This is a genomic window from Streptomyces sp. NPDC051636, assembly GCF_044453765.1.
Classification (GTDB): domain Bacteria; phylum Actinomycetota; class Actinomycetes; order Streptomycetales; family Streptomycetaceae; genus Streptomyces.
Window position 1 is genome coordinate 305,659 of the sequence record NZ_JBITDA010000004.1, and the last position, 20,995, is coordinate 326,653.

The 20,995-nt window shown below is 71.8% G+C and carries 15 protein-coding genes and 2 pseudogenes; 6 read left to right on the top strand and 11 right to left on the bottom strand.

The window, feature by feature from the left end:
- Window positions 1–59: 59 nt before the first annotated feature.
- Window positions 60–298, top strand: a pseudogene (locus ACIBBH_RS11045) (hypothetical protein); the annotation flags it as partial.
- Here ACIBBH_RS11045 and ACIBBH_RS11050 read toward each other — a convergent pair.
- Window positions 261–761: pseudogene (locus ACIBBH_RS11050) on the bottom strand (class I SAM-dependent methyltransferase); the annotation flags it as partial. The pseudogenes ACIBBH_RS11045 and ACIBBH_RS11050 sit on opposite strands and share 38 nt — an antisense overlap.
- 340 nt (window positions 762–1,101) lie before the next feature.
- Here ACIBBH_RS11050 and ACIBBH_RS11055 point away from each other — a divergent pair.
- Complete coding sequence (locus ACIBBH_RS11055; protein ID WP_399403936.1) at window positions 1,102–1,767, top strand: hypothetical protein; 666 nt, start codon at window positions 1,102–1,104, stop codon at window positions 1,765–1,767.
- 29 nt (window positions 1,768–1,796) lie between these two features.
- On the opposite strand, the gene ACIBBH_RS11060 is transcribed toward ACIBBH_RS11055, so the two are convergent.
- The 9 genes from ACIBBH_RS11060 to ACIBBH_RS11100 form a co-directional block, all read right to left on the bottom strand.
- A complete protein-coding gene (locus tag ACIBBH_RS11060) occupies window positions 1,797–3,323 on the bottom strand; it encodes an NCS1 family nucleobase:cation symporter-1 (protein WP_399403937.1) in 1,527 nt (508 codons plus the stop codon).
- Window positions 3,324–3,440: 117 nt separating this feature from the next.
- On the bottom strand, window positions 3,441–4,460 hold the full coding sequence (locus tag ACIBBH_RS11065; protein WP_399403938.1) for a TIGR03842 family LLM class F420-dependent oxidoreductase: 1,020 nt from the start codon (window positions 4,458–4,460) through the stop codon (window positions 3,441–3,443).
- Between the two features lie 10 nt (window positions 4,461–4,470).
- The gene (gene hydA / locus ACIBBH_RS11070; RefSeq protein WP_399403939.1) at window positions 4,471–5,910 is read right to left on the bottom strand and encodes a dihydropyrimidinase; all 1,440 of its coding nucleotides are present in this window, start codon (window positions 5,908–5,910) and stop codon (window positions 4,471–4,473) included.
- A 97-nt stretch (window positions 5,911–6,007) separates the two neighbouring features.
- Window positions 6,008–6,850, bottom strand: coding sequence for a nitrilase-related carbon-nitrogen hydrolase (locus tag ACIBBH_RS11075; protein WP_399403940.1), 843 nt, complete (start codon window positions 6,848–6,850; stop codon window positions 6,008–6,010).
- 155 nt (window positions 6,851–7,005) lie between these two features.
- Window positions 7,006–8,583, bottom strand: a complete 1,578-nt coding sequence (locus tag ACIBBH_RS11080; RefSeq protein ID WP_399403941.1) for a PucR family transcriptional regulator — start codon at window positions 8,581–8,583, stop codon at window positions 7,006–7,008.
- Between the two features lie 47 nt (window positions 8,584–8,630).
- A complete protein-coding gene (locus tag ACIBBH_RS11085) occupies window positions 8,631–9,917 on the bottom strand; it encodes an aspartate aminotransferase family protein (protein WP_399403942.1) in 1,287 nt (428 codons plus the stop codon).
- On the bottom strand, window positions 9,914–10,756 hold the full coding sequence (locus ACIBBH_RS11090; RefSeq protein ID WP_399403943.1) for a nitrilase-related carbon-nitrogen hydrolase: 843 nt from the start codon (window positions 10,754–10,756) through the stop codon (window positions 9,914–9,916). Before ACIBBH_RS11090 ends, ACIBBH_RS11085 begins: the two co-directional genes overlap by 4 nt.
- 171 nt (window positions 10,757–10,927) lie before the next feature.
- Entirely contained in the window at window positions 10,928–12,655 is a 1,728-nt protein-coding gene (locus ACIBBH_RS11095) for a hypothetical protein (protein ID WP_399403944.1), read from the bottom strand.
- Window positions 12,656–12,781: 126 nt separating this feature from the next.
- A complete protein-coding gene (locus ACIBBH_RS11100) occupies window positions 12,782–13,033 on the bottom strand; it encodes a helix-turn-helix domain-containing protein (protein WP_399403945.1) in 252 nt (83 codons plus the stop codon).
- A 32-nt stretch (window positions 13,034–13,065) separates the two neighbouring features.
- On the opposite strand from ACIBBH_RS11100, the gene map reads away from it, so the two are divergent.
- Window positions 13,066–13,833, top strand: a complete 768-nt coding sequence (gene map / locus ACIBBH_RS11105) for a type I methionyl aminopeptidase (protein WP_399403946.1) — start codon at window positions 13,066–13,068, stop codon at window positions 13,831–13,833.
- A 214-nt stretch (window positions 13,834–14,047) separates the two neighbouring features.
- Window positions 14,048–16,603, top strand: a complete 2,556-nt coding sequence (locus ACIBBH_RS11110) for an ATP-dependent Clp protease ATP-binding subunit (protein ID WP_399403947.1) — start codon at window positions 14,048–14,050, stop codon at window positions 16,601–16,603.
- Between the two features lie 7 nt (window positions 16,604–16,610).
- Here the strand turns inward: ACIBBH_RS11110 and ggt are convergent, their stop codons facing one another.
- A complete protein-coding gene (gene ggt / locus ACIBBH_RS11115; RefSeq protein WP_399403948.1) occupies window positions 16,611–18,410 on the bottom strand; it encodes a gamma-glutamyltransferase in 1,800 nt (599 codons plus the stop codon).
- Window positions 18,411–18,514: 104 nt separating this feature from the next.
- On the opposite strand from ggt, the gene ACIBBH_RS11120 reads away from it, so the two are divergent.
- On the top strand, window positions 18,515–19,273 hold the full coding sequence (locus ACIBBH_RS11120; RefSeq protein WP_399403949.1) for a hypothetical protein: 759 nt from the start codon (window positions 18,515–18,517) through the stop codon (window positions 19,271–19,273).
- A 115-nt stretch (window positions 19,274–19,388) separates the two neighbouring features.
- Window positions 19,389–20,957: a CocE/NonD family hydrolase gene (locus ACIBBH_RS11125; RefSeq protein WP_399403950.1), complete on the top strand. Its 1,569-nt coding sequence runs from the start codon at window positions 19,389–19,391 to the stop codon at window positions 20,955–20,957.
- Window positions 20,958–20,995: the final 38 nt, after the last annotated feature.

The window sequence follows — 20,995 nt, forward strand, 5'->3', positions numbered from 1 at the left end:
GTGATCACGTCTAACCGGACCGGCACGAACAACGGCTACTTCTACTCGTCTCGACCGACGGCGGCGGATCGGGCCAGCAGTGGAGCGACCGGTACAAACTCAACATCGCCGTCACCGGCTCCAGCAACTGGACCGTCACGATGAACGTCCCCGGCCCCGGGAAGATCATCGCCCCACCTGGAACATCAGCGCCACCTACCCCAGCGCCCGGGTACTGACCGCCCAGCCCAACGGCAACGGCAACAACTGGGGCGTCACCATTCCGGGTCGTCGCGCCAGTCCTCGGCACCGCCCATGAGCCAGGCGACGTCCTCCACCCCGTACTGGCCCTCTGGGGTGAGGACCGCCTCGATGAACTCCTGCGGCTCTTCGGCGGGTTGGGCCAGCTAGGCGGTGGTGAAGAGGGCCCGTATGCGGTCCGCCCGTTCGGGCAGGTGGTACAGCGGGCCGAGCAGCGGCACCACGTCGTGGGACGTGTCGTCGGCGGGCAGCGCGCGGGCGTCCCCGGCGCGGACCGCGACACCGGGCAGCCGTGCGGCCTGCTCCGGATGGAGCGGTACGGGACCGACGAGTTCGACGGTGTACCCGTCCCGCGCCAGCCACTCCGCGTGCGCCCCGCCGCCCCCGCCCACGTCCAGTACGCGGGCGGGGGCAGCGGGCAGCAGACGTCGCAGCACGTCCTGGGTCCGCCAGAACTCCAGCCGCCCGCCGCCCTGCCGGATCCGGGCGTCCTCCTTGCCCTGCGCGCAGTAGGCGAGGATGTCGTCGCGGACGGCGGGGCGCCCGAGCCCGTCGAGGCCGGTCACGGATGATGAGGAGGTCGTGCGGCCGGCGTGCCGAACGGCACCCCACCGGAGCAAGCGGTTTCCCGGCGTTGTCCGTGCGCTCCCGCGCTCCCGGGCGCACCTGGCCGGTGACGGCCGTACGTCCGCAAAGCAGCTGTATGTCCGTAAGAGTCACAGCTCGTCAACAGCGCTCCAACGTCACTGCGCAGGCACGGAACGAGTTCGCACTTCCGCCTCACAGGGAGTCGTGTGACACTGTCGTCCCGTCCGCGGTGCGGACCCCCTCCGCACAACCCTTCCCCACGAGAAGTGCGCCGTGCGTTCTCTTCCTCTGCCGCTCGCCCTGACCGCGCGCCTGTCGCCGGTGGCCGTACTGGCCACGGCCGGCTGGGCGCTGGCGTCCGGTCCGTTCGCACCGGCGCCGGCCGCCGGGCATCAGCCGGTCCAGAAGACGGCCGGCCAGTCGCCCTCCGCGCCCTCGTCGACGGCGGTGCCGAAGACGTACGCCGCCGCGCCCGCGCCCTGCGCGAGCGTGGCCGAGAAGACCGTGAGGTCGCTGGTGCCCGGGGCCAAGACGGCCGGGAAGGAGATCCCGTCCACCGACAGCAAGCTGCGCCGCACCTGCTCCTGGAACGCGCTCAAGGGGTACGACTACCGCTGGCTCGACGTCTCCTTCGAGATCACGGAATCGGACCAGGCGGCACAGAAGGAGTACAAGGAGCGCATCGCGGAGAAAAGCGGCGGAGGGGATGTTTCGGGCGTCGGTGACGCCGGGTACTCCGTGGTGAACCTCACCACCGAGGACAAGCAGCAGACGCGCGAGGGCACGGTGCTGGTGCGGGTCTCCAACGCGCTGGTGATGGTCACGTACAACGGCAGCGACTTCGAGACGAGGAAGGCGCCCAGTACGGACGTCATCAACACGGGTGCCATCAAGGCGGCCAAGGACGCGGTGGCGGCCCTGGAGGGCGGCAAGAGCTGACCGCCCCCAGGCCCGGCAGGACCGTTCCGTCAGCGCCCGGTCTCCTTCCGCCCGGTCAGCAGCGTCAGCCCCAGATACAGCACCAGCGACGTGCCCAGGCCCACGGCCCAGCCGTAGTCGGCCAGCGAGGACAGCGCCGGGATGGGCCGGCCGTCGATCAGTGGTTTGAAGCCGGCGCCGCCGACGGCCAGCACGCCGCCGGCCACGAAGGCGACGACCGCCCGCCAGTTCCAGCCGCCGTCGTACCAGTACCGGCCGCCGGTGCGGTACAGGTCGGTCAGGTCCAGGCGGGTGCGGCGCAGGATCCAGTAGTCGGCGACGAGGATGCCGGCGACCGTGCCGAGCAGGCCGCCGACCAGGCCGAGCCAGGTGAAGATGTAGCCCTGCGGGTCGGAGTACAGCTTCCAGGGGAAGATCAGCACGCCGAGCACGCAGGTGGCGAGGGCGCCGGTGCGGAAACTGATCTTCCGCGGCGCGATGTTGGAGAAGTCGAAGGCCGGCGAGACCAGGTTGGCCGCGATGTTCACCGACAGGGTCGCCACCAGCACGGTCACCAGCGCGTACAGCAGGCCCACCACGCTGTCGGTCCGGGCGGCCAGCTGGACCGGGTCCCAGATCGGCTTGCCGTACACCGCCTGCGAGCCGGAGGTCACCAGCACGGAGAGGAAGGCGAAGAGCGTCATCGTGGTCGGCAGGCCGAGCGCCTGGCCCCAGGTCTGCGCCTTCTGGCTCCTGCCGTAGCGGGTGAAGTCCGGGATGTTCAGCGACAGCGTGGACCAGAAGCCGATCATGCCCATGAGGGAGGGCCAGAACAGCTTCCAGAAGCTGCCGCCCCAGCCGAGCTTGGACGGCTGGTCGAAGAGCGGGCCGAGACCGCCGGCCCTGCTGCTCATCCACCACAGCATCACGAAGGCGCCGACCAGCACGAACGGTGCCGCCCAGTTCTCGAAGCGGCGGATCGTCTCCATGCCCCGGTAGATGATCGCCACCTGGATCGCCCAGAAGATCGCGAACGACAGCCACATGGTCCAGGCGTAGCCGCCGATGTGCGAGGCGTTCGACCAGCTGTCCCCGATCAGCTTCCCGGCGAGGAAGTAGATGGCCTCGCCGCCGATCCAGGTCTGGATGCCGAACCAGCCGCACGCCACCAACGCCCTTACGACGGCGGGCAGGTTGGCGCCGCGCACGCCGAAGGAGGCGCGGGCGAAGACCGGGAAGGGGATGCCGTACTTCGGTCCCGCGTGCCCGGTGAGCAGCATCGGCACGAGCACGATCAGGTTGGCCAGGGCGATGGTGAACACCGCCTGCTTCCAGTCCATGCCCACCGCGATCAGCCCGGAGGCGAGGGTCCAGGAGGCCGTGTTGTGGGCCATGCCGACCCACAGCGCGGAGAAGTTGTACGTGGTCCAGGTGCGCCTCGCCACCGGGACCGGGAGCAGGTCCTCGTTGGCGTAGGGGCCGCTGGGCCGCGGCGCACCGGGGGCGATCTCCACCCGGCCGTCGGCGAGGGTGACTTGAGAGGTCGGCGGTATGGCCGTGGGAGCGGTGTCGGTCATGGGCAGGCCAATCGAATGAGGTGGGACGGGAGAGGCCGTGCGGGCATTCGCCCCTCCCCGGGGACGGCGGGGAGGGGTGACCAGGAGTGGGGGGCTCGGGGAGGGAACGGGGCGGGGTCAGGAGTTGACCGTGGGAATCACCGTCGCCCCGTAGGCGTCGATGACCGCTTCCTGCGCGTCGTGCATGTCGTACACCGCGAACTGGTCGACGCCCAGCTCGCGCAGGGCGTTCAGCTTCTCGATGTGCTTCTCGACCGGGCCGATGAGGCAGAACCGGTCGACGATCTCGTCGGGGACGAACTGGGTGTCGGGGTTGCCGCTGCGCCCGTGGTGGGCGTAGTCGTAGCCCTGGCGGGCCTTGATGTAGTCGGTGAGTTCGTCGGGTACGGCCGCGGAGTGCTCGCCGTACTTGGTGACCAGGTCGGCGACGTGGTTGCCGACCATGCCGCCGAACCACCGGCACTGCTCGCGCGCGTGGGCGAGCGCCTCGGGCGAGTCGTCCTCGGTGACGTACGCCGGGGCGGCGACGCAGATCCGCACCTCGGACGGGTCACGCCCGGCGGCGACCGCCGCGTCCTTGACGGCCTTCACCATGTACTCGGTCAGATACAGGTCGGCGAGCTGAAGGATGAACCCGTCGGCCTCCTCGCCGGTCATCTTCAGCGCCTTGGGGCCGTACGCGGCCATCCACACGGGCAGTTCGGCGCCCGGCTTGATCCACGGGAACCTGATCACCGTGCCGCCGAGGTCGGCCTCCTCGCCCCGGCCGAGCGCCCGGATGACCTTCATGGCCTCGCTGATGCGGGCAAGGGTGTTGGGCTTGCGGCCGGCGACGCGCATGGCGGAGTCGCCGCGGCCGATACCGCAGACGGTGCGGTTGCCGAACATGTCGTTGAGGGTGGCGAAGGTGGAGGCGGTGACCTCCCAGGTGCGGGTGCCCGGGTTGGTGACCATCGGGCCGACCTTCAGCGTCGAGGTGTTCGACAGGATCTGGCTGTAGATCACGAACGGCTCCTGCCACAGCACGGCGGAGTCGAAGGTCCAGCCGTGGGTGAAGCCGTTGCGCTCGGCCCGCTGCATCAGGCTGATGACGCGCGAGGCCGGCGGGTCGGTCTGCAGGACGAGTCCGAAGTCCATGGCGCCCTTCCTAGTGGAGGTACTGGCAGGTGGAGCGCGGGGTGTAGACGCCGTGGCCGGCACGTCCGGTGTACTCCCGCTCGGTGATGACGAGTTCGCCGCGCGAGAGCACGGTCTCGACGCGGCCGGTGACGCGCTTGCCCTCGTACGCCGAGTAGTCGACGTTCATGTGGTGCGTCTCGGCGGACATCACCTGCTCGGCGTGCGGGTCGTAGATGACGACATCGGCGTCGGCGCCCGGGGCGATGGTGCCCTTCTTCGGGTACAGGCCGAACATCCGCGCCGGGGTGGCGCAGGCGATCTCGATCCAGCGGCGGCGGGAGATGTTCCCGTCCAGCACGGCCTGGTGGAGCAGGTCCATGCGGTTCTCGACGCCCGGCAGACCGTTGGGGATCTTGGAGAAGTCGCCGCGGCCGAGTTCCTTCTGGCCCGTGAAGCAGAAGGGGCAGTGGTCGGTGGAGACGACCTGGAGGTCGTTGGTGCGCAGGCCCTTCCACAGCTGGGCCTGGTGCTCCTTGGGGCGCAGGGGCGTCGAGCACACGTACTTCGCGCCCTCGAAGTCCGGCTCGGCGAGGTTGTCGGTGGACAGGAACAGGTACTGCGGGCAGGTCTCGCCGAAGACGTTCAGCCCCTCGTCGCGCGCCCGGGCCAGCTCGGCGACCGCCTCCGTCGCCGAGACGTGCACGACGTACAGCGGGGCGCCCGCGACCTGGGCGAGCCTGATGGCGCGGTGGGTGGCCTCGGCCTCCAGCAGGGCCTTGCGGACCTCCCCGTGATACCTCGGATCCGTCTCCCCGCGCGCCAGTGCCTGCTCCACCAGCACGTCGATGGCGATGCCGTTCTCGGCGTGCATCATGATCAGCCCGCCGTTCTCGGCGGAGCGCTGCATGGCGCGCAGGATCTGGCCGTCGTCGCTGTAGAAGACGCCCGGGTAGGCCATGAACTGCTTGAAGGAGGTGACGCCCTCCTCCACCAGCAGGTCCATCTCCTTCAGCGTGTCCTGGTTCACGTCGGAGACGATCATGTGGAAGCCGTAGTCGACGGCGCAGTTGCCCTCGGCCTTGGCGTGCCAGGCGTCCAGGCCCTCGCGCAGGGAGTGGCCGACGCTCTGCACCGCGAAGTCGATGATGGTGGTGGTGCCGCCCCAGGCGGCGGCCCGGGTGCCGGTCTCGAAGGTGTCGGAGGCGAAGGTGCCGCCGAACGGCAGTTCCATGTGGGTGTGGCCGTCGACCCCGCCCGGGATGACGTACTTCCCGGTGGCGTCGATGACCCTCCCCCACCCTCCGGGCGGGGGTGCCCCCGTCTCGCTTCGCCCGGCGGTGAAGGCCTCGGCGGCCGGGGTGCCGGATGCGGCGAGGGCGGCGATGCGGCCGTCCTCGATCAGGACGTCGGCATGGATCTCGTCGGACGCGGTGATGACGAGGCCACCGCGGATGACGGTACGGCTCATGCTCCCTCTCCTACCGTGGTCAAGGCTGGGCTCCTGCGGGTCGGTGGGTACCGCCGGTCCGGCCCTCGTGCTCCGGACCGGCGGGTGTTCCGGTCGGCTACGGAGCGGTCAGCGGGGAGTACGCCTCGGGACGGCGGTCCCGGTAGAACTGCCAGCGGTCGCGGACATCGCGCAGCTCGGCCAGGTCCAGGTCGCGGACGACGAGTTCGGTCTCCTTGTCGCTCGCCACCTCGCCGACGAACTGGGCCTCCGGGTCGACGAAGTAGCTCGTGCCGTAGAAGTCGTTGTCGCCCAGGTCTTCCACGCCGACCCGGTTGATCGCGCCGACGAAGTACTCGTTGGCGACGGCCGCCGCCGGCTGCTCCAGCTGCCACAGGTAGCGGGACAGGCCGCGCGAGGTCGCCGACGGGTTGAAGACGATCTCGGCGCCCTCCAGGCCCAGGGCGCGCCAGCCCTCCGGGAAGTGCCGGTCGTAGCAGATGTAGACGCCGATCCTCCCGACGGCGGTGTCGAAGACGGGCCAGCCGGCGTTGCCGGGGCGGAAGTAGAACTTCTCCCAGAACCCGGGGACTTGGGGGATGTGGTGCTTGCGGTACTTGCCGAGGTAGGAGCCGTCGGCGTCGAGCACGGCCGCCGTGTTGTAGAGGACGCCGGGCTGCTCCTCCTCGTACATCGGCAGGATGAGGACCAGGCCGAGTTCCCTGGCGAGGGCCTGGAAGCGCCGCACGATCGGACCCTCGGGGATCTGCTCGGCGTACTCGTAGAACGCCTTGTCCTGCACCTGGCAGAAGTAGGGCCCGTAGAACAGTTCCTGGAAGCACAGGACCTGAGCACCCTGCGCGGCCGCGTCGCGGGCCGCCTGCTCGTGTACCTGGATCATCGATTCCTTGTCGCCGGTCCAGGCGGTCTGGAAGAGGGCGGCACGGATCACTCTGCTCATCGGGACCTCCGGTCGCTCGGTGTGCGGCGAGCCTAGAAAGCCTCAAGAGCTGGATTGAGTGGCAGCGTGTCACGTCTGCGGGCGGGCGGCGTGCCACCGTGTCACGTGTTGCCCGGCCCATGTTTCACCGCCGTTTTCCCAGGTCGTTCCATGTTTCACCCCTGTTGCGCGTCGTGCGCGAGGAGCGCGATGTGCACCGAGGCCGCCTGCTCGAAGTCGTCCAGGTCGACGCCGAGCCGCGTCTGTATCGCCTCCAGGCGGCGGTAGAGCGCGGGCCGGGAGACGTGGTGGAGCTGGGCGGTGCGGGACTTGTTGCGGCCGGTGGCGAGGTAGGTGCGCAGGACGTTCAGCAGGTCCTGGCCGGCGCCGCACAACAGCCCGTCCAGCTCCCGCTCGGCGAAGGACTGCACGTGCGGGTCGTCGCGCAGCAGCCGGATCAGGCCGCGCAGGTGGACGTCCCTGAGGCGGACGACGGCCGGGAGGTCGAGGACGGCCGAGGCGTCGGCCACGGCGTCGGCGACGTGCTGGGCCTCGCGCAGGCCGGCGGGTACGTCGTCCCAGACGGTCCGCGGGTCGGCGGCGGCGACCACGGCGGGGGCCACCCCGGACTCGGTGCGCAGCCGGGCCGCGAAGTGCGCCGTGAGCGCCTCGGCGTCCTGGTCCCGGGCGAGGCTGAGCAGGACGGCGGTGGCACCGTCGGCGAGCTCGGCGACGAGTCCGGGAAGGCCCAGCAGCCTCAGGAAACGGTCGAGTTGGGCCGGCTCCGCGTCCCGGACGACCAGCGGCACGAAGGTGCGCCGGTTGACCGGCAGCCCGGCCGCGCGCGCCCGGGGCAGCAGCTGTCGCGCGGGTACGACGCCGGAGACCAGGTCGGTCAGCAGGCTCTGCGCGGACTGTTCCTCCCAGGTGTGGGCGGAGCCGCCGCCGAGCATGCGGTGCAGGACGAGGGCCTCGGCGGCGCGGTCGGCGAGCAGCCGCCCGGTGGCGGTGTCCCCCCGGTATCCGCACAGCATGATCCAGCCCCACCGCTCCCCGCGCCCGGCCAGGTCGGCGCGGATCCAGCCGTCGCCCTCGCTGCCGCCGGCCTGCCGGGCGATGCGCTCCCAGTCGCGCAGCACGTCGTCCACCGCGGACCGCTCCCCCGCCGTGGCCAGGACGCGGTGGGCGAGGTTGGTGACCACGACGGGGCAGCCGCTGTGCTGGGCCACCTCGTCGAGCAGCCGTTGCAGCGGGGCGCCCGCGGTGATCAGCCCGGTGAAGGCGGTGCGTACGGCCTCCGACAGGCTCACGGCGGCGAACTTCCGCCGCACGAGCCTGGACTGCACCTCCTCGGTCAGCTCGGCGAACGGGAACGGCCGGTGCAGGACGACCAGGGGCAGCCCGCACCGCTCGGCGGCCCGGCGCATCACGTCCGGCGGGGCCGGGAAGGCTCGGCCCAGGCCCAGCACGACGGCCGCGGCCTCCGCGCGGTGCAGCGACTGGATGTACTCGGCCTGCTTGCCCTCGTCACCGGCGAGCAGCACGCCGGTGGTGAGCACCATCTCGCCGCCGCTGAGCATGACGCCGACGTCGGGGGCCTCGGCGACGTGCACCCAGCGCACGGGCCGGTCGAGCTGGCCGGCGCCGGCCACCACCTCCGGCTCCCCGGCGAGCACCCGCTCCAGGGTGAGGACCTGGCGGACCGACAGGGCGGGTTCCAGGGCCTGAAGGGTCTCGAAGGTGGTGGTGGCCATGGCCTTGTTCCCTTGCTCAAGTGCCGCTGGGCGCGGCCGGGTCCGTGCTACCGGGTGCTCCTCAGAGCGCGTTCGAGGATCGCGGCGCCCTCCTCCGCCTCCGCGACGGTCAGGGACAGCGGTGGTGCGATGCGCAGGGCGCTGGTGTTGTGGCCGCCGCCCTTGCCGAGGAGCAGCCCGTCCGCGCGGGCCGCCTCCAGCACCGCGGCGGCGGCCTCGGGGTCGGCCCGGTCGGTGCCGGGCCTGACGAGCTCGACGCCGATCATCAGTCCGCGCCCGCGTACCTCCCGTACGCCGGGCAGCTGGGCGGCGACGGCCCGCAGCCGCTCGATGAGCAGCCCGCCGACGCGCCGGGCGTTGCCCTGGAGGTCGTGTTCGAGGAGGTACGCGAGGTTGGCGAGCCCCGCCGCCATGGTGATCTGGGTGCCGCCGAACGTCGAGATGCTGTTGGCGTCCAGGCAGTTCATGATCTCGGCGCGGGCGACGACACCGCCGATGGACATGCCGTTGCCGATGCCCTTGGCGAAGGTGAGGATGTCGGGCGGTCCGCTCTGGCCGTGCGCCTGCCAGCCCCAGAAGTGGTCGCCGGTGCGGCCCCAGCCGGTCTGCACCTCGTCGGCGATCCAGAGGACGTCCCGCTCGCGCAGGACCTCACTGAAGGCGGCGTACAGGCCGTCGGGCGGGGAGGTGAAGCCGCCGACGCCCTGGACGGGCTCGGCGATCAGCGCGGCGGGCGGGCGGGTGTGGCCGAGGAGGTCTTGCAGGTCCTCGACGCAGGCGGCGATGAAGTCGGCGTCGCTCAGCCCGGCGTACGGGCCGCGGGTGCGGACACCGCCGTGGACGTACAGGGTCTGCAGCGGGGACAGCGAGGTCGGGGACCAGCCGCGGTTGCCGGTGATGCCGACCGCGCTGAAGGAGCGGCCGTGGTAGCTGTTGCGCATCGCCAGGATCGTGTTGCTGCGCCGGTAGGCGGTGGCGAGCAGCAGGGCGGTGTCGTTGGCCTCGGTGCCGGAGGTGGTGAAGAAGACGCGGGCGTCCGGGATGCCGCTCAACTGGGCGATCCGCTCGGCGAGTTCGACCATCGGCCGGTTGAGGTAGAGGGTGGAGGAGTGGATGATCCGCCCGGCCTGCTCGCTCACCGCCTTCGTCACCTCGGGCAGCGCGTGCGCGGTCATCGTGGTGAGGATGCCGCCGAAGAAGTCGAGGTACCGGTTGCCGTCGGCGTCCCAGACGTACCGGCCCTCGCCGTGCGTGATCTCGATCGGGTCCTCGTAGTAGAGGGCGAGCCAGTCCGGGAGGACGGCCCGGTGGCGGCCCAGCAGGTCCTTGGTCACGGCCGCACCAGCCCTTCGTAGGCGTCGGGGCGGCGGTCGCGGTAGAACGCCCACGTCTGCCGCACCTCTTCGATGAGATCGAAGTCGAGGTCGCGGACGAGGAGTTCCTCCTTGCTGTCGCCGGCGGTCGCGCCGACGAACTGGCCGCGCGGGTCGACGAAGTAGCTCGTGCCGTAGAAGTCGTTGTCGCCGTACTCCTCGACGCCGACCCGGTTGATCGCGGCGACGAAGTACTCGTTGGCGACGGCCGCCGCCGGCTGTTCCAGCCGCCACAGGTGGGAGGAGAGCCCGCGGTGGGTGGCGGACGGGTTGTACACGAGCTGGGCGCCGTTCAGGCCGAGTTGCCGCCAGCCCTCCGGGAAGTGCCGGTCGTAGCAGATGTAGACGCCGACCTTGCCGACGGCGGTGTCGAAGACGGGCCAGCCGAGGTTGCCCGGCTTGAAGTAGTACTTCTCCCAGAAGCCCTTGACCTGCGGGATGTGGTGCTTGCGGTACTTGCCGAGGTAGGAGCCGTCGGCGTCGATCACGGCCGCGGTGTTGTAATAGAACCCGGACTGCTCGATCTCGAACACCGGGACGACCATCACCATGCCGGTCTCGCGGGCCAGTTCCCGCATACGACTGACGGTCGGCCCGTCGGGGACCGGCTCGGCCCAGTGGTAGTGCTCCGGCTCCTGGACCTGGCAGAAGTAGGGGGTGTTGAAGACTTCCTGGAACCCGATCACCTTGGCGCCCTGCCGGGCCGCCTCGCGGGCGTGCTCCTCGTGTTTCGCCACCATGGACGCGGTGTCCCCGGTCCAGGTGGCCTGGACCAGTGCGGCGCGGACGACGTTCGCCATGAGCTGCTCCTTCGACGGGACGTTCATCCCTCTACGCCCGTAGACGCAGGCCGTAGAGGGACGAACGTAAGCCTGCCGGACGGCCTTGCCAAGACCATCGTCGTCAACCCGCTGAGTCGATCGCGTTTCGCACTCCAGTGGGTGATCGGCACCGGCGGGCGGGGATGACGGTCAGGCGGTGAAACCGGCGACGCGGACGGCGTGGAGCAGGTCCCAGTGGCGCTCCTCCGAGACGCCCCGCGCGGCCTCCAGCAGCAACGGTACGAGACGCCGGGGGTCGGCGGCGACACTGCGGGCGGCCTCCTCCGGGGTGCGGACGCGCACGTAGGCGTCCAGCAGGGCCCGCACCTCGCGCCCGCGGCCCTCGGTGTCCAGCGCGAGCACCGCCTCGCCGATCTCGGCGGCCGGCCGGGCGACGCCCTGCCGCAGGATCTGCTCCCCGTCGGCGGACCGTCCCGCCGCATCCAGCGCGTCGGCCGCGGCGACCAGCCGGTCGGCGGGCAGCGAGGCGGCCTCCCACAGCAGGGTCGCCCAGTCGGCGCCCAGCCCGGCACGCTGGAGCCCGTCCGCGAGCAGCGGGAAACGGGTGGCGGGCCAGTACGCCACCTCGATCAGCAGCGCGTGCGCCTCGCCGCTGCGCCCCTCGGCGCGCAGCCGTACGAGCGCCTCCACGGCCCCCGCGACGGCCCGCCCCGCCTCCGCGTCCACCGGCTCGGCCCGCGGTTCGTGCGACGGAACGTCCTCGGCGGCTCGGGCGAACCGGGCACCGCGCGGGGTACGACGGCCGGCGGGCCCCGGCTCGGCGGCCGGCGGTGGCGCCGGGGCCTGCGGTACGGCGGTCGGCGGGACCTCGTCCTCGGCCATCCCGGCGAAGCGGGCACTGCCTCGGCGGCGCTTGCGTTGCCTGGTGGGTTCGGGCGCGGGGGCGGGCTGCGCGGCCGGTGCGGGGGGCGGGCCGTCGGTCCCGGTGGGCCGGGGCCGCGCGGGGTGCTCGTGACCGGCGGGCGGCGCCTGGGCAGCGCCCCGGAAGGGGTCGAAGGCGGAGGCTCGCGCGGCGGGGTCGGCGGCGGCCCGCGGGGCGGCCCCGGGAGTACGGGGAGTGGGGACCGGTGTGCCGTGGTCGTGGAGGGTGCCGTCCGGGGCGCCGGACTGCGGGGCATCGCCCGGGACGCGAGAGGGCCCGTCCTCGGAACGGTCGGAGGTGGTGGGGCCCGACCCGGTCCGTGCCGACGGCATGCGCAGCGGTCCACCGGACGCATGGCCGCTCGCGGCCGGCCCGGTGCCTCCCGGCCCGGCCGAGGGCCCCTCGGACCGCCCCTGCCGGAACCCGTCCCCCACCCGGAGCACACCGCCCTCGGTGCCCCGCCGGTCGGCCGCCGTACCGCGCATCGCCCGCTGCTCCAGGCCGGTTATCCGGGACCGGAGTTCCGCGCACCGCGCGGTGGCGCGTTCGTGGTCGTCGCGGGCCCAGGCGAGGTCGCGGCGGAGGGCGTCGGCCTCCTCGCGGGTGGTGGCCGACTCGAGCAGCCGGCCCAGTCCGGCCAGCCGCTCGGCGGCGTACCGCTGCTCGCGCAGCATCACGTCGAGCCGGTCGCCCAGTGCGTCCCGGGCGCCGGGCCGGGCGTCGCAGGCGGCGAGGGCGGCCGCGTGCAGAACGCGGGCCCGTTCCTTCTCTGCGCCCGCCGCCGCGGCACCGTACGCCACCGCGAGGTCCTGCAGGAGCGCCTCCACCACGTCCCACGGCGGCACCTCCCGCCCGTCGAGGCAGGCCCGCATGCCGTCGGGATCGCGCTGCCAGAACACCCCGCACCAGCCGCCGCCCTGATCCAGGTGTGCCAGCAGACCGTCCAGGTAGTTCGCGAACTCCCGCATGCTCCCAGGGAGTTGATCAACAGCCATCGCCCAACTCCCGCCAGACCGGAGCGCTCCGGTTCCGTAGGCAACACCAGGTGTGTTACAGGGGTGCTACGCACAGTTTTCCACGGGAGTGCGAGTGCCTCATTACGCGATCTTGACCGTTGCGCGTCACACCACGGCCGGCGTGCACAGCTCGGCCAGCGTGTCCATCGACAGCCCGAGCGCCCGGGCCAGCGCGGCCACCGTGAAGAACGCCGGGGTCGGGGCCCGGCCGGTCTCGATCTTGCGGAGGGTCTCGGCCGAGACGCCCGCCACGGCGGCGACGTCCGTCATGCTCCGGGCGCCGCGCGCCTCGCGGAGCAACCGCCCGAGCCGCTCGCCGCGTTCGCGTTCTTCAGGAGTGAGAGGGGTGCGCACCATGCCGTCATTCTAATACCGGTATAGTAATTGGCATGGTGGAGCTGAAGACAGACACGTCGATCGACGCGATGCACGCGGCGGGCCAGGTCGTCGGGCGGGCCCTGACGGCCGTACGGGAGGCCGCGGACGTCGGTGTCACTCTGCTGGAACTGGACGAGGTGGCCCGCGAGGTGCTGCGCGAGGCGGGTGCCTCGTCGCCGTTCCTCGGCTACCGCCCCTCCTTCGCCCCGACACCCTTCCCCGCGGTCATCTGCGCCTCGGTCAACGACGCGATCGTGCACGGCATCCCGAACCGCTACCGTCTGCGCGACGGCGACCTGGTCTCCATCGACTGCGGCGCCCAACTGGACGGCTGGGCCGGCGACTCGGCGATCAGCTTCACCGTGGGCCGCCCGCGCCCGGCGGACCTGCGCCTCATCGAGACCGCCGAGCGCGCCCTGGCGGCGGGCATCGGGGCGGCGGTCGTCGGCAACCGCATCGGCGACATCGCCCACGCCGTCGGCACGGTGTGCCGGGCGGCGGGTTACGGCATTCCCGAGGGCTTCGGCGGCCACGGTATCGGCCGCCGCATGCACGAGGATCCGCCGGTCCCGAACGAGGGCCGCCCGGGCCGCGGCCTCCCCCTGCGCCACGGCATGGTCCTCGCCATCGAGCCCATGCTGATCGGAGGCGGAACGGACGGCTACCACGAGGCCCCCGACGGCTGGACCCTCCGCACGAACGACGGCTCCCGCGCGGCCCACGCGGAGCACACGGTGGCCGTCACACGGACGGGCCCGCGCATTCTCACGCAACGGTAGAACAGCCTCCGAGGGCGCGGGGCCGTACCGATATGCGGCCCCGCCGCGTGGACCCGGCAAGCCCCGTCAAGCAGCACCCGCGAATCGACCAGGCGCCCCCAAACCGCAGACACTCCGAACATGCCGCCCCAAACAGAACATGTCATCGTGGCATGAGCGCACCCCAACCCGGTTACCCGGCGGGAGCCAGTCGTCAGCGAAGGAAACGGAAACGATGACCAGCGGCTTCATCGGCCCGGAGGGCGACCCCTTCGGCGAATTCCTCGCCCGCTTCTTCGGCGGAGCCGGCCCCCACCCGGGCCCCCGCCAGATCGACATCGGCCGGCTGCTGAGCCAACCGGCCAGGGAGATGGTGCGCGGCGCCGCCCAGTACGCCGCCGAGCACGGCAGCCGGGACCTGGACACGCAGCACCTGTTGCGCGCGGCACTCGCCGCCGAGCCCACCCGGAGCCTGCTCAGCCGGGCGGGCGCGGACCCGGACTCGCTCGCCACGGAGATCGACGAGCGGTCCGGCCCGGTGCAGCATCCGCCGGGCGAGGCGCCGCCGCCGACGTCGCTGTCCCTGACCCCGGCCGCCAAGCGGGCCCTGCTGGACGCGCACGACCTGGCCCGGTCGCGCGGTGCCGGTTACATCGGCCCGGAGCATGTGCTCAGCGCGCTGGCCGCGAACCCGGACTCGGCCGCCGGGCACATCCTGAACGCGGCCCGGTTCGCCTCCTCCTCCGGCATGCCGCCCGAGGCGCCGGAGGCCACCCAGACCCGCGCCGAGCGGCGGCGGCCCACGTCGACGCCGACGCTGGACAAGTACGGCCGCGACCTGACCGACCTGGCCCGGCAGGGACGCATCGACCCCGTGATCGGGCGGGACGACGAGATCGAGCAGACCATCGAGGTGCTCTCCCGGCGCGGCAAGAACAACCCGGTGCTGATCGGTGACGCGGGCGTCGGCAAGACCGCGGTCGTCGAGGGGCTGGCCCAGCGGATCGCCGACGGGGACGTGCCCGACGTCCTCCTCGGACGCCGCGTCGTCGCCCTGGACCTGACCGGGGTGGTCGCGGGCACCCGCTTCCGCGGCGACTTCGAGGAGCGGCTGAACAACATCGTCGGCGAGATCCGCGCCCACTCCGACCGGCTGATCGTCTTCATCGACGAGCTGCACACCGTCGTCGGCGCCGGTGGTGGCGGCGAGGGCGGGGCGATGGACGCGGCCAACATCCTCAAGCCCGCGCTGGCCCGCGGCGAGCTGCACGTCGTCGGCGCGACCACGCTGGAGGAGTACCGGCGCATCGAGAAGGACGCGGCGCTGGCCCGCCGGTTCCAGCCGATCCTGGTGCCCGAGCCGACGGTCGCGGACGCGATCGAGATCCTGCGCGGCCTGCGCGACCGGTACGAGGCCCACCACCAGGTCCGCTACACCGACGAGGCGCTGGTGGCCGCCGTGGAGCTGTCCGACCGCTATCTCGCCGACCGCCGTCTGCCGGACAAGGCGATCGACCTGATCGACCAGGCGGGCGCCCGGGTGCGGCTGGGTGCCCGGACGAAGGGCACGGACGTACGCGCCATGGAGCGCGAGGTCGAGCAGCTGACACGGGACAAGGACCAGGCCGTCGCGGACGAGCAGTACGAGCAGGCCACGCAGCTGCGCGACCGGATCACCGAACTGAAGCGGCGGATCGAGGAGTCCACCGGCACCGACGAGGCCGACGAGGGCCAGCACCTGGAGGTGACGGCCGAGGCCATCGCCGCGGTGGTGTCCCGGCAGACCGGCATCCCGGTCAGCCGTCTCACGCAGGAGGAGAAGGAGCGGCTGCTGGGCCTGGAGGAGCACCTGCACCAGCGGGTGGTCGGCCAGGACGAGGCGGTGAGCGTGGTCGCCGAGGCGGTGCTGCGCTCGCGTGCCGGGCTGGCCAGCCCCGACCGGCCGATCGGCAGCTTCCTGTTCCTGGGCCCGACCGGTGTCGGGAAGACCGAGCTGGCCCGGGCGCTGGCGGAGGCGCTGTTCGGCAGCGAGGACCGGATGGTCCGGCTGGACATGAGCGAGTACCAGGAGCGGCACACCGTCTCCCGCCTGGTCGGCGCCCCGCCCGGGTACGTCGGCCACGAGGAGGCCGGCCAGCTCACCGAGGTGGTGCGCCGGCACCCGTATTCGCTGCTGCTGCTCGACGAGGTGGAGAAGGCGCACCCGGACGTCTTCAACATCCTGCTGCAGGTCCTGGACGACGGGCGGCTGACCGACTCGCAGGGCCGCACGGTGGACTTCACCAACACGGTCATCGTGATGACCAGCAACCTCGGCTCGGAGGCGATCACCCGGCGCGCTGCCGGGGTCGGGTTCGGGCCGCCGGGCGAGGAGGCCGACGAGGAGGCGCGGCGGGAGCGGATCCTCAGGCCGCTGCGCGAACACTTCCGGCCGGAGTTCCTCAACCGCATCGACGAGATCGTCGTCTTCCGCCGGCTCACCGCCGACCAGTTGCGGCGGATCACCGACCTGCTGCTGGAGAAGACCCGCCGGCTCCTGCACGCGCAGGGCGTCACGGTCGAGTTCACCGACGCGGCCGTGGGCTGGCTCGCCGAGCGCGGCTACGAGCCGGAGTACGGCGCCCGGCCGCTGCGCCGCACCATCCAGCGCGAGGTCGACAACCAGCTCTCGCGGCTGCTGCTCGACAGCCGGATCGGGGAGGGCAGCCGCGTGACAGTGGACGTGGAGGACGGGCGGCTCGCGTTCCGTACCGCGGACCTGGCCGAGAGGCCGCCCGCCCCCGAGCTGTGAGCCCGGCCTACGGCGCCGGGGCCACCACCATCGCCGAGCCGCCGCCGCGCCGTACCTTCTCGGCGGCGGCCAGCCACTCCCCGTTCGGCAGTCGCTGCACGCCGGTGGCCGCGCCGATCTCGGGGTTGAGCGAGAAGGAGTGCCCGATGGCCTCCAGCTTGCCGCGCAACTCGCTGTTGTAGAGGGCTGGTTCGAGTTCGGTCTTGGCCGCGTTGCGCTGGCTGGCGCGGGGTGCGGCGATGGCGTCGACCAGGGGAAGGTGCCGGTCGAGGAACTCCGTCAGGGTCTGCAGCACGGTGGTGATGATGGTCGCGCCGCCGGGTGAACCCAGCGCCACCACCGGCTTGTTGTGCCTGTCGAGCACGATGGTGGGCGAGATCGAGGACCGGGGCCGCTTGCCGGGGCCCGGGAGGTTCGGGTCGTGCACGGCCGGGTTGGCCGGGGCGAAGGAGAAGTCGGTCAGCTCGTTGTTGAGGATGAACCCGCGGCCGGGCACGGTGATGGCGCTGCCGCCGGTCTGCTCGATGGTGAGCGTGTAGGAGACGACGTTGCCCCACTTGTCGGCGACGGTGAGGTGGGTGGTGTTCTCCCCCTCGTACGTGGTCGGGGCCGCCGTCCCGCCGGAGCCGCAGGCGGCCGGGTGGCGCGGGTCACCCGGGGCGAGCGGGCTGGTGAGGACCGCGTCGTCCGCGATCAGGCAGGCACGCGAGTCGGCGTACTTCTGCGACAGCAGCTGCTTGGTCGGCACGTCCTCGAAGGCGGGGTCGCCGACCCAGCGCCCGCGGTCGGCGAAGGCGATGCGGCTCGCCTCGGTGAAGTGGTGCAGGTACTGCACCTCGCTCGCCTTCGTGAGGTCCGTGTCCTCCAGGATGTTGAGGGCCTCGCCGACCGTGGTGCCGCCCGAGGAGGAGGGGGCGATGGAGTACACCTTCAGGCCGTGGTACGAGGTCTTCGTGGGCGCCTGCAGCTTGGCGCGGTAGGCCGCGAGATCCTTGGCGGACAGTTTGCCGGGGCGGGCGTTCCAGCCCGAACCCCTGTCGGCCGGCGGGTTGTTGACGGTGTGGACGATGTCCTCGCCGAGGTCGCCGTGGTAGATCGCGCCGACGCCCTTCTTCGCCAGCTCCTCGTAGGTGCGGGCGAGATCGGGGTTCTTGAAGGTGGAGCCGACGACCGGGAGCTTTCCGTTCGGCAGGAACAGCTCGGCGGTGGCCGGGAAGTAGCGGAAGCGGGTCTCGTTGGACGCCGTCTGCGAGCGGAAGGTGTCGTCGACGGTGAAACCGTCGCGGGCGATCCGCTCGGCGGGCCCCAGGACCGTGCCGAGCTTCTTGCTGCCCCACTCGTCCAGTGCCGTCTGCCAGGTCGCGGGGGTGCCGGGCGTACCCACGCTCAGGCCGCTGCTGACGGCGTCGGCGAAGGCCAGGGGCTTGCCGTTCTCGACGAACAGGTGGGAGTCAGCGGTCAGCGGCGCGGTCTCGCGGCCGTCGATCGTGTGCACCGTGCGGGACTTGGCGTCGTAGTAGACGAAGTAGCCGCCTCCGCCGATGCCGGCGGAGTAGGGCTCGGTGACGCCGAGCGCGGCGGCCGTGGCGACGGCGGCGTCGACGGCGTTGCCGCCCTTCCTCAGCACCTCGATGCCGGCGGCGGAGGCGTCCGCGTCGACGCTGGCGACGGCACCGCCGTAGCCGACGGCGACCGGGACCTTCGCCGGGGCCGCGCCCGCGGTGGAGGGTGGCCCCGCCGCTCCCACCGACACCACGGCGGCCGAGACCGCGAGAACCGACAGTTTCCGTGCGACAGGGCGACGCATCCGCACCTCCAGCCAGAGACCGTCCGCGCAGCTTAGTGTATCGCCATGATCCCGTCAGGACCGTCTCGAACAGGGGTCCGTCCGAACCGCTAGCATGCGCGGCCATGAACGACGACGTGCGCAACATCGTCCTGGGTGTCGTGGCCGCCGGAATCAGCGCCTCGCTGGGCTGGCTGGCCCGTACATACCTGTGGAAGCGGAAGCTCCGCCGCAAGCAGGCCTTCTTCGGGCTCCCGGAGAACTCGGAGTCGCTGCTCGTCGTCAACCGCGACCCGGCCACCGCCGAGCCCGCGGTCCACCGCTTCGACGTGTTCGCGCTCCTGGAGCTCTCCGCGCTCATCAAGGACTGCGGCGCCCACATCCAGATGGTCACCCAGGACACGGCCCAGCAGGGCTTCGGCGAGCGCACCGAGTTCTGCGTCGGCGGGCCGGCCTCGAACCGCCGTATGGCCGCCCACCTCTCCTCCCTGCTGCCCGGCGTCCGCGTGAACGTCGAGGGCGAACCTGGCCCGGACCGGGGCGCGTTCCAGGTCGGCAGCGAGCGGTACCGGATGGAGCCGGGGCACAGCGAGTACGTGCTCCTCGCCCGGCTCACCGCCGGGGAGCGGCGCGAGGCGCGTCCGGTGTTCCTCTTCTGCGGGCAGCGCGCGATCACCAACCAGGCGGCGACCCGCTATCTCGCCCGCAACCACGAGCGGCTGGCCCGCAAGCACGGCAACGCCTCCTTCGTGCTGCTGCTGAAGGTGGTCAACTCGCAGGCGTACGGGCCGGACGTGGTCGAGCTGGTCGCGGACGTGACGCGGGCGGCGCTGGCACCCCTGCCGGCGGCGGAGGCTTCACGCCCCTCACACCGAGCCTCCTAGGTTTCGACACGATTCAACTTTCTTTACTTTCACGTAACTTACCGACGGGTTACTTACGGTAAGAGGGCGCGGTTACCGTCGGGTCACTTTGCACTGACACGAGTGAGGAGTGACCGTGGGACAGCATCGCAAGGCCCTGCGTACGACCGCCGTGGGCGCCGTTTCCGCGACCCTGATCGCCGGCGGCGTCTTCGGACTCGCCCCCGCCGCTCAGGCCGCCTCGAACGACGTGCGCTTCGTCGACATCACCGGTGACGGCGGCACGGTGCTCAAGGCGAACGTCGTCACGCCCGCGGGCGCCGACGGCTCCCGCAGCTACCCGCTGATCGTGCTGCCCACGAGCTGGAGCCTGCCCCAGGTCGAGTACCTCGCCCAGGCGCAGAAGCTCGCCGACTCGGGGTACATCGTGCTGACGTACAACGTGCGCGGTTTCTGGCAGTCCGGCGGCGAGATAGAAGTCGCGGGGCCGCCCGACTGGGCCGACGCCTCCAAGGTGATCGACTGGGCGCTCGCCCACACCCCCGCCGATCCCAGGCACGTCGGCATGGCCGGCGTCTCCTACGGCGCCGGCATCAGCCTGCTGGCCGCCGCGCACGACAAGCGGATCAAGGCCGTCGCCGCGCTGAGCGGCTGGGCGGACCTCATCGGCTCGATCTACTCCGGCCGCACCCAGCACGTCCAGGCGGCGGCCGTACTGGATGGCGCCGCCACCCTCACCGGCCGGGAGAGTGCCGAACTCCGCGAGATCTTCGACAACCTGTACGCCTCCAACCTGTCCAAAGAACAGCAGATGATCGACTGGGGGCGGAAACGTTCCGCTGCAACCTACCTGGATCAGCTCAACGCCAACGGCGCCGCCGTCATGCTCGCCAACGCCTGGGGCGACACCGTCTTTCCCGCCAACCAGTACGCCGACTTCTACGAGAAGCTGACCGGCCCGAAGCGGCTGGAGCTGCGCCCCGGTGACCACGCGACCGCCGAGCTGACCGGCCTGTTCGGGCTGCCCAACGACGTGTGGACCGACACCGAGCGCTGGTTCGACCACTACCTCAAGGCCGCGGACAACGGCATCGACCGCGAGCAGCCGGTCCAGCTCAAGTCCCGTACCAGCGGCGGCTACGAGGGCTACCCGGACTGGAAGTCGGTCGCCGCGACCCGCAGGAAGATCGCCCTCGCGGGCTCCACCACCATCCACGCGAACGTCGACTCGGGCGCGGACGGCGGGGTCGTCTTCCTCTCCAGCATCCTCGACCAGGTGGCCCAGCTGCCGCCCGTCGCCTCGATCCCGCTGCTCCCCCGCCGCTGGGCAGCGGCCTGGCAGTCGGAGAAGTACGCCTCCGCGCAACAGGTGCGCGGCACCGCGACCTTGCACACCACGCTCACCCCGGCCAAGGAGAGCGGAACCCTCGTCGCCTACCTTTACGACGTGGGTCCGCTCGGCGTCGGCAAGCTGGTCACCAACGCGCCGTACACCTGGCACGGACGGACGCCCGGCCAGTCGTTCGACGTGGACCTGGACCTGTTCTCCACGGCCTACGACGTTCCGGCCGGGCACCGCCTCGCGCTGGTCGTCGACACGGTCGACCCGCTCTACATCGAGCACAACCCGTCCGGCGCGCAGCTGACCTTCTCCTCACCGGCGGACGACCCGTCGTACGTGTCCGTTCCGCTGCGCGAGCAGTGATCGCCGGCTGCCGCCGGCCGGGCCTGGCTCCGTGAACC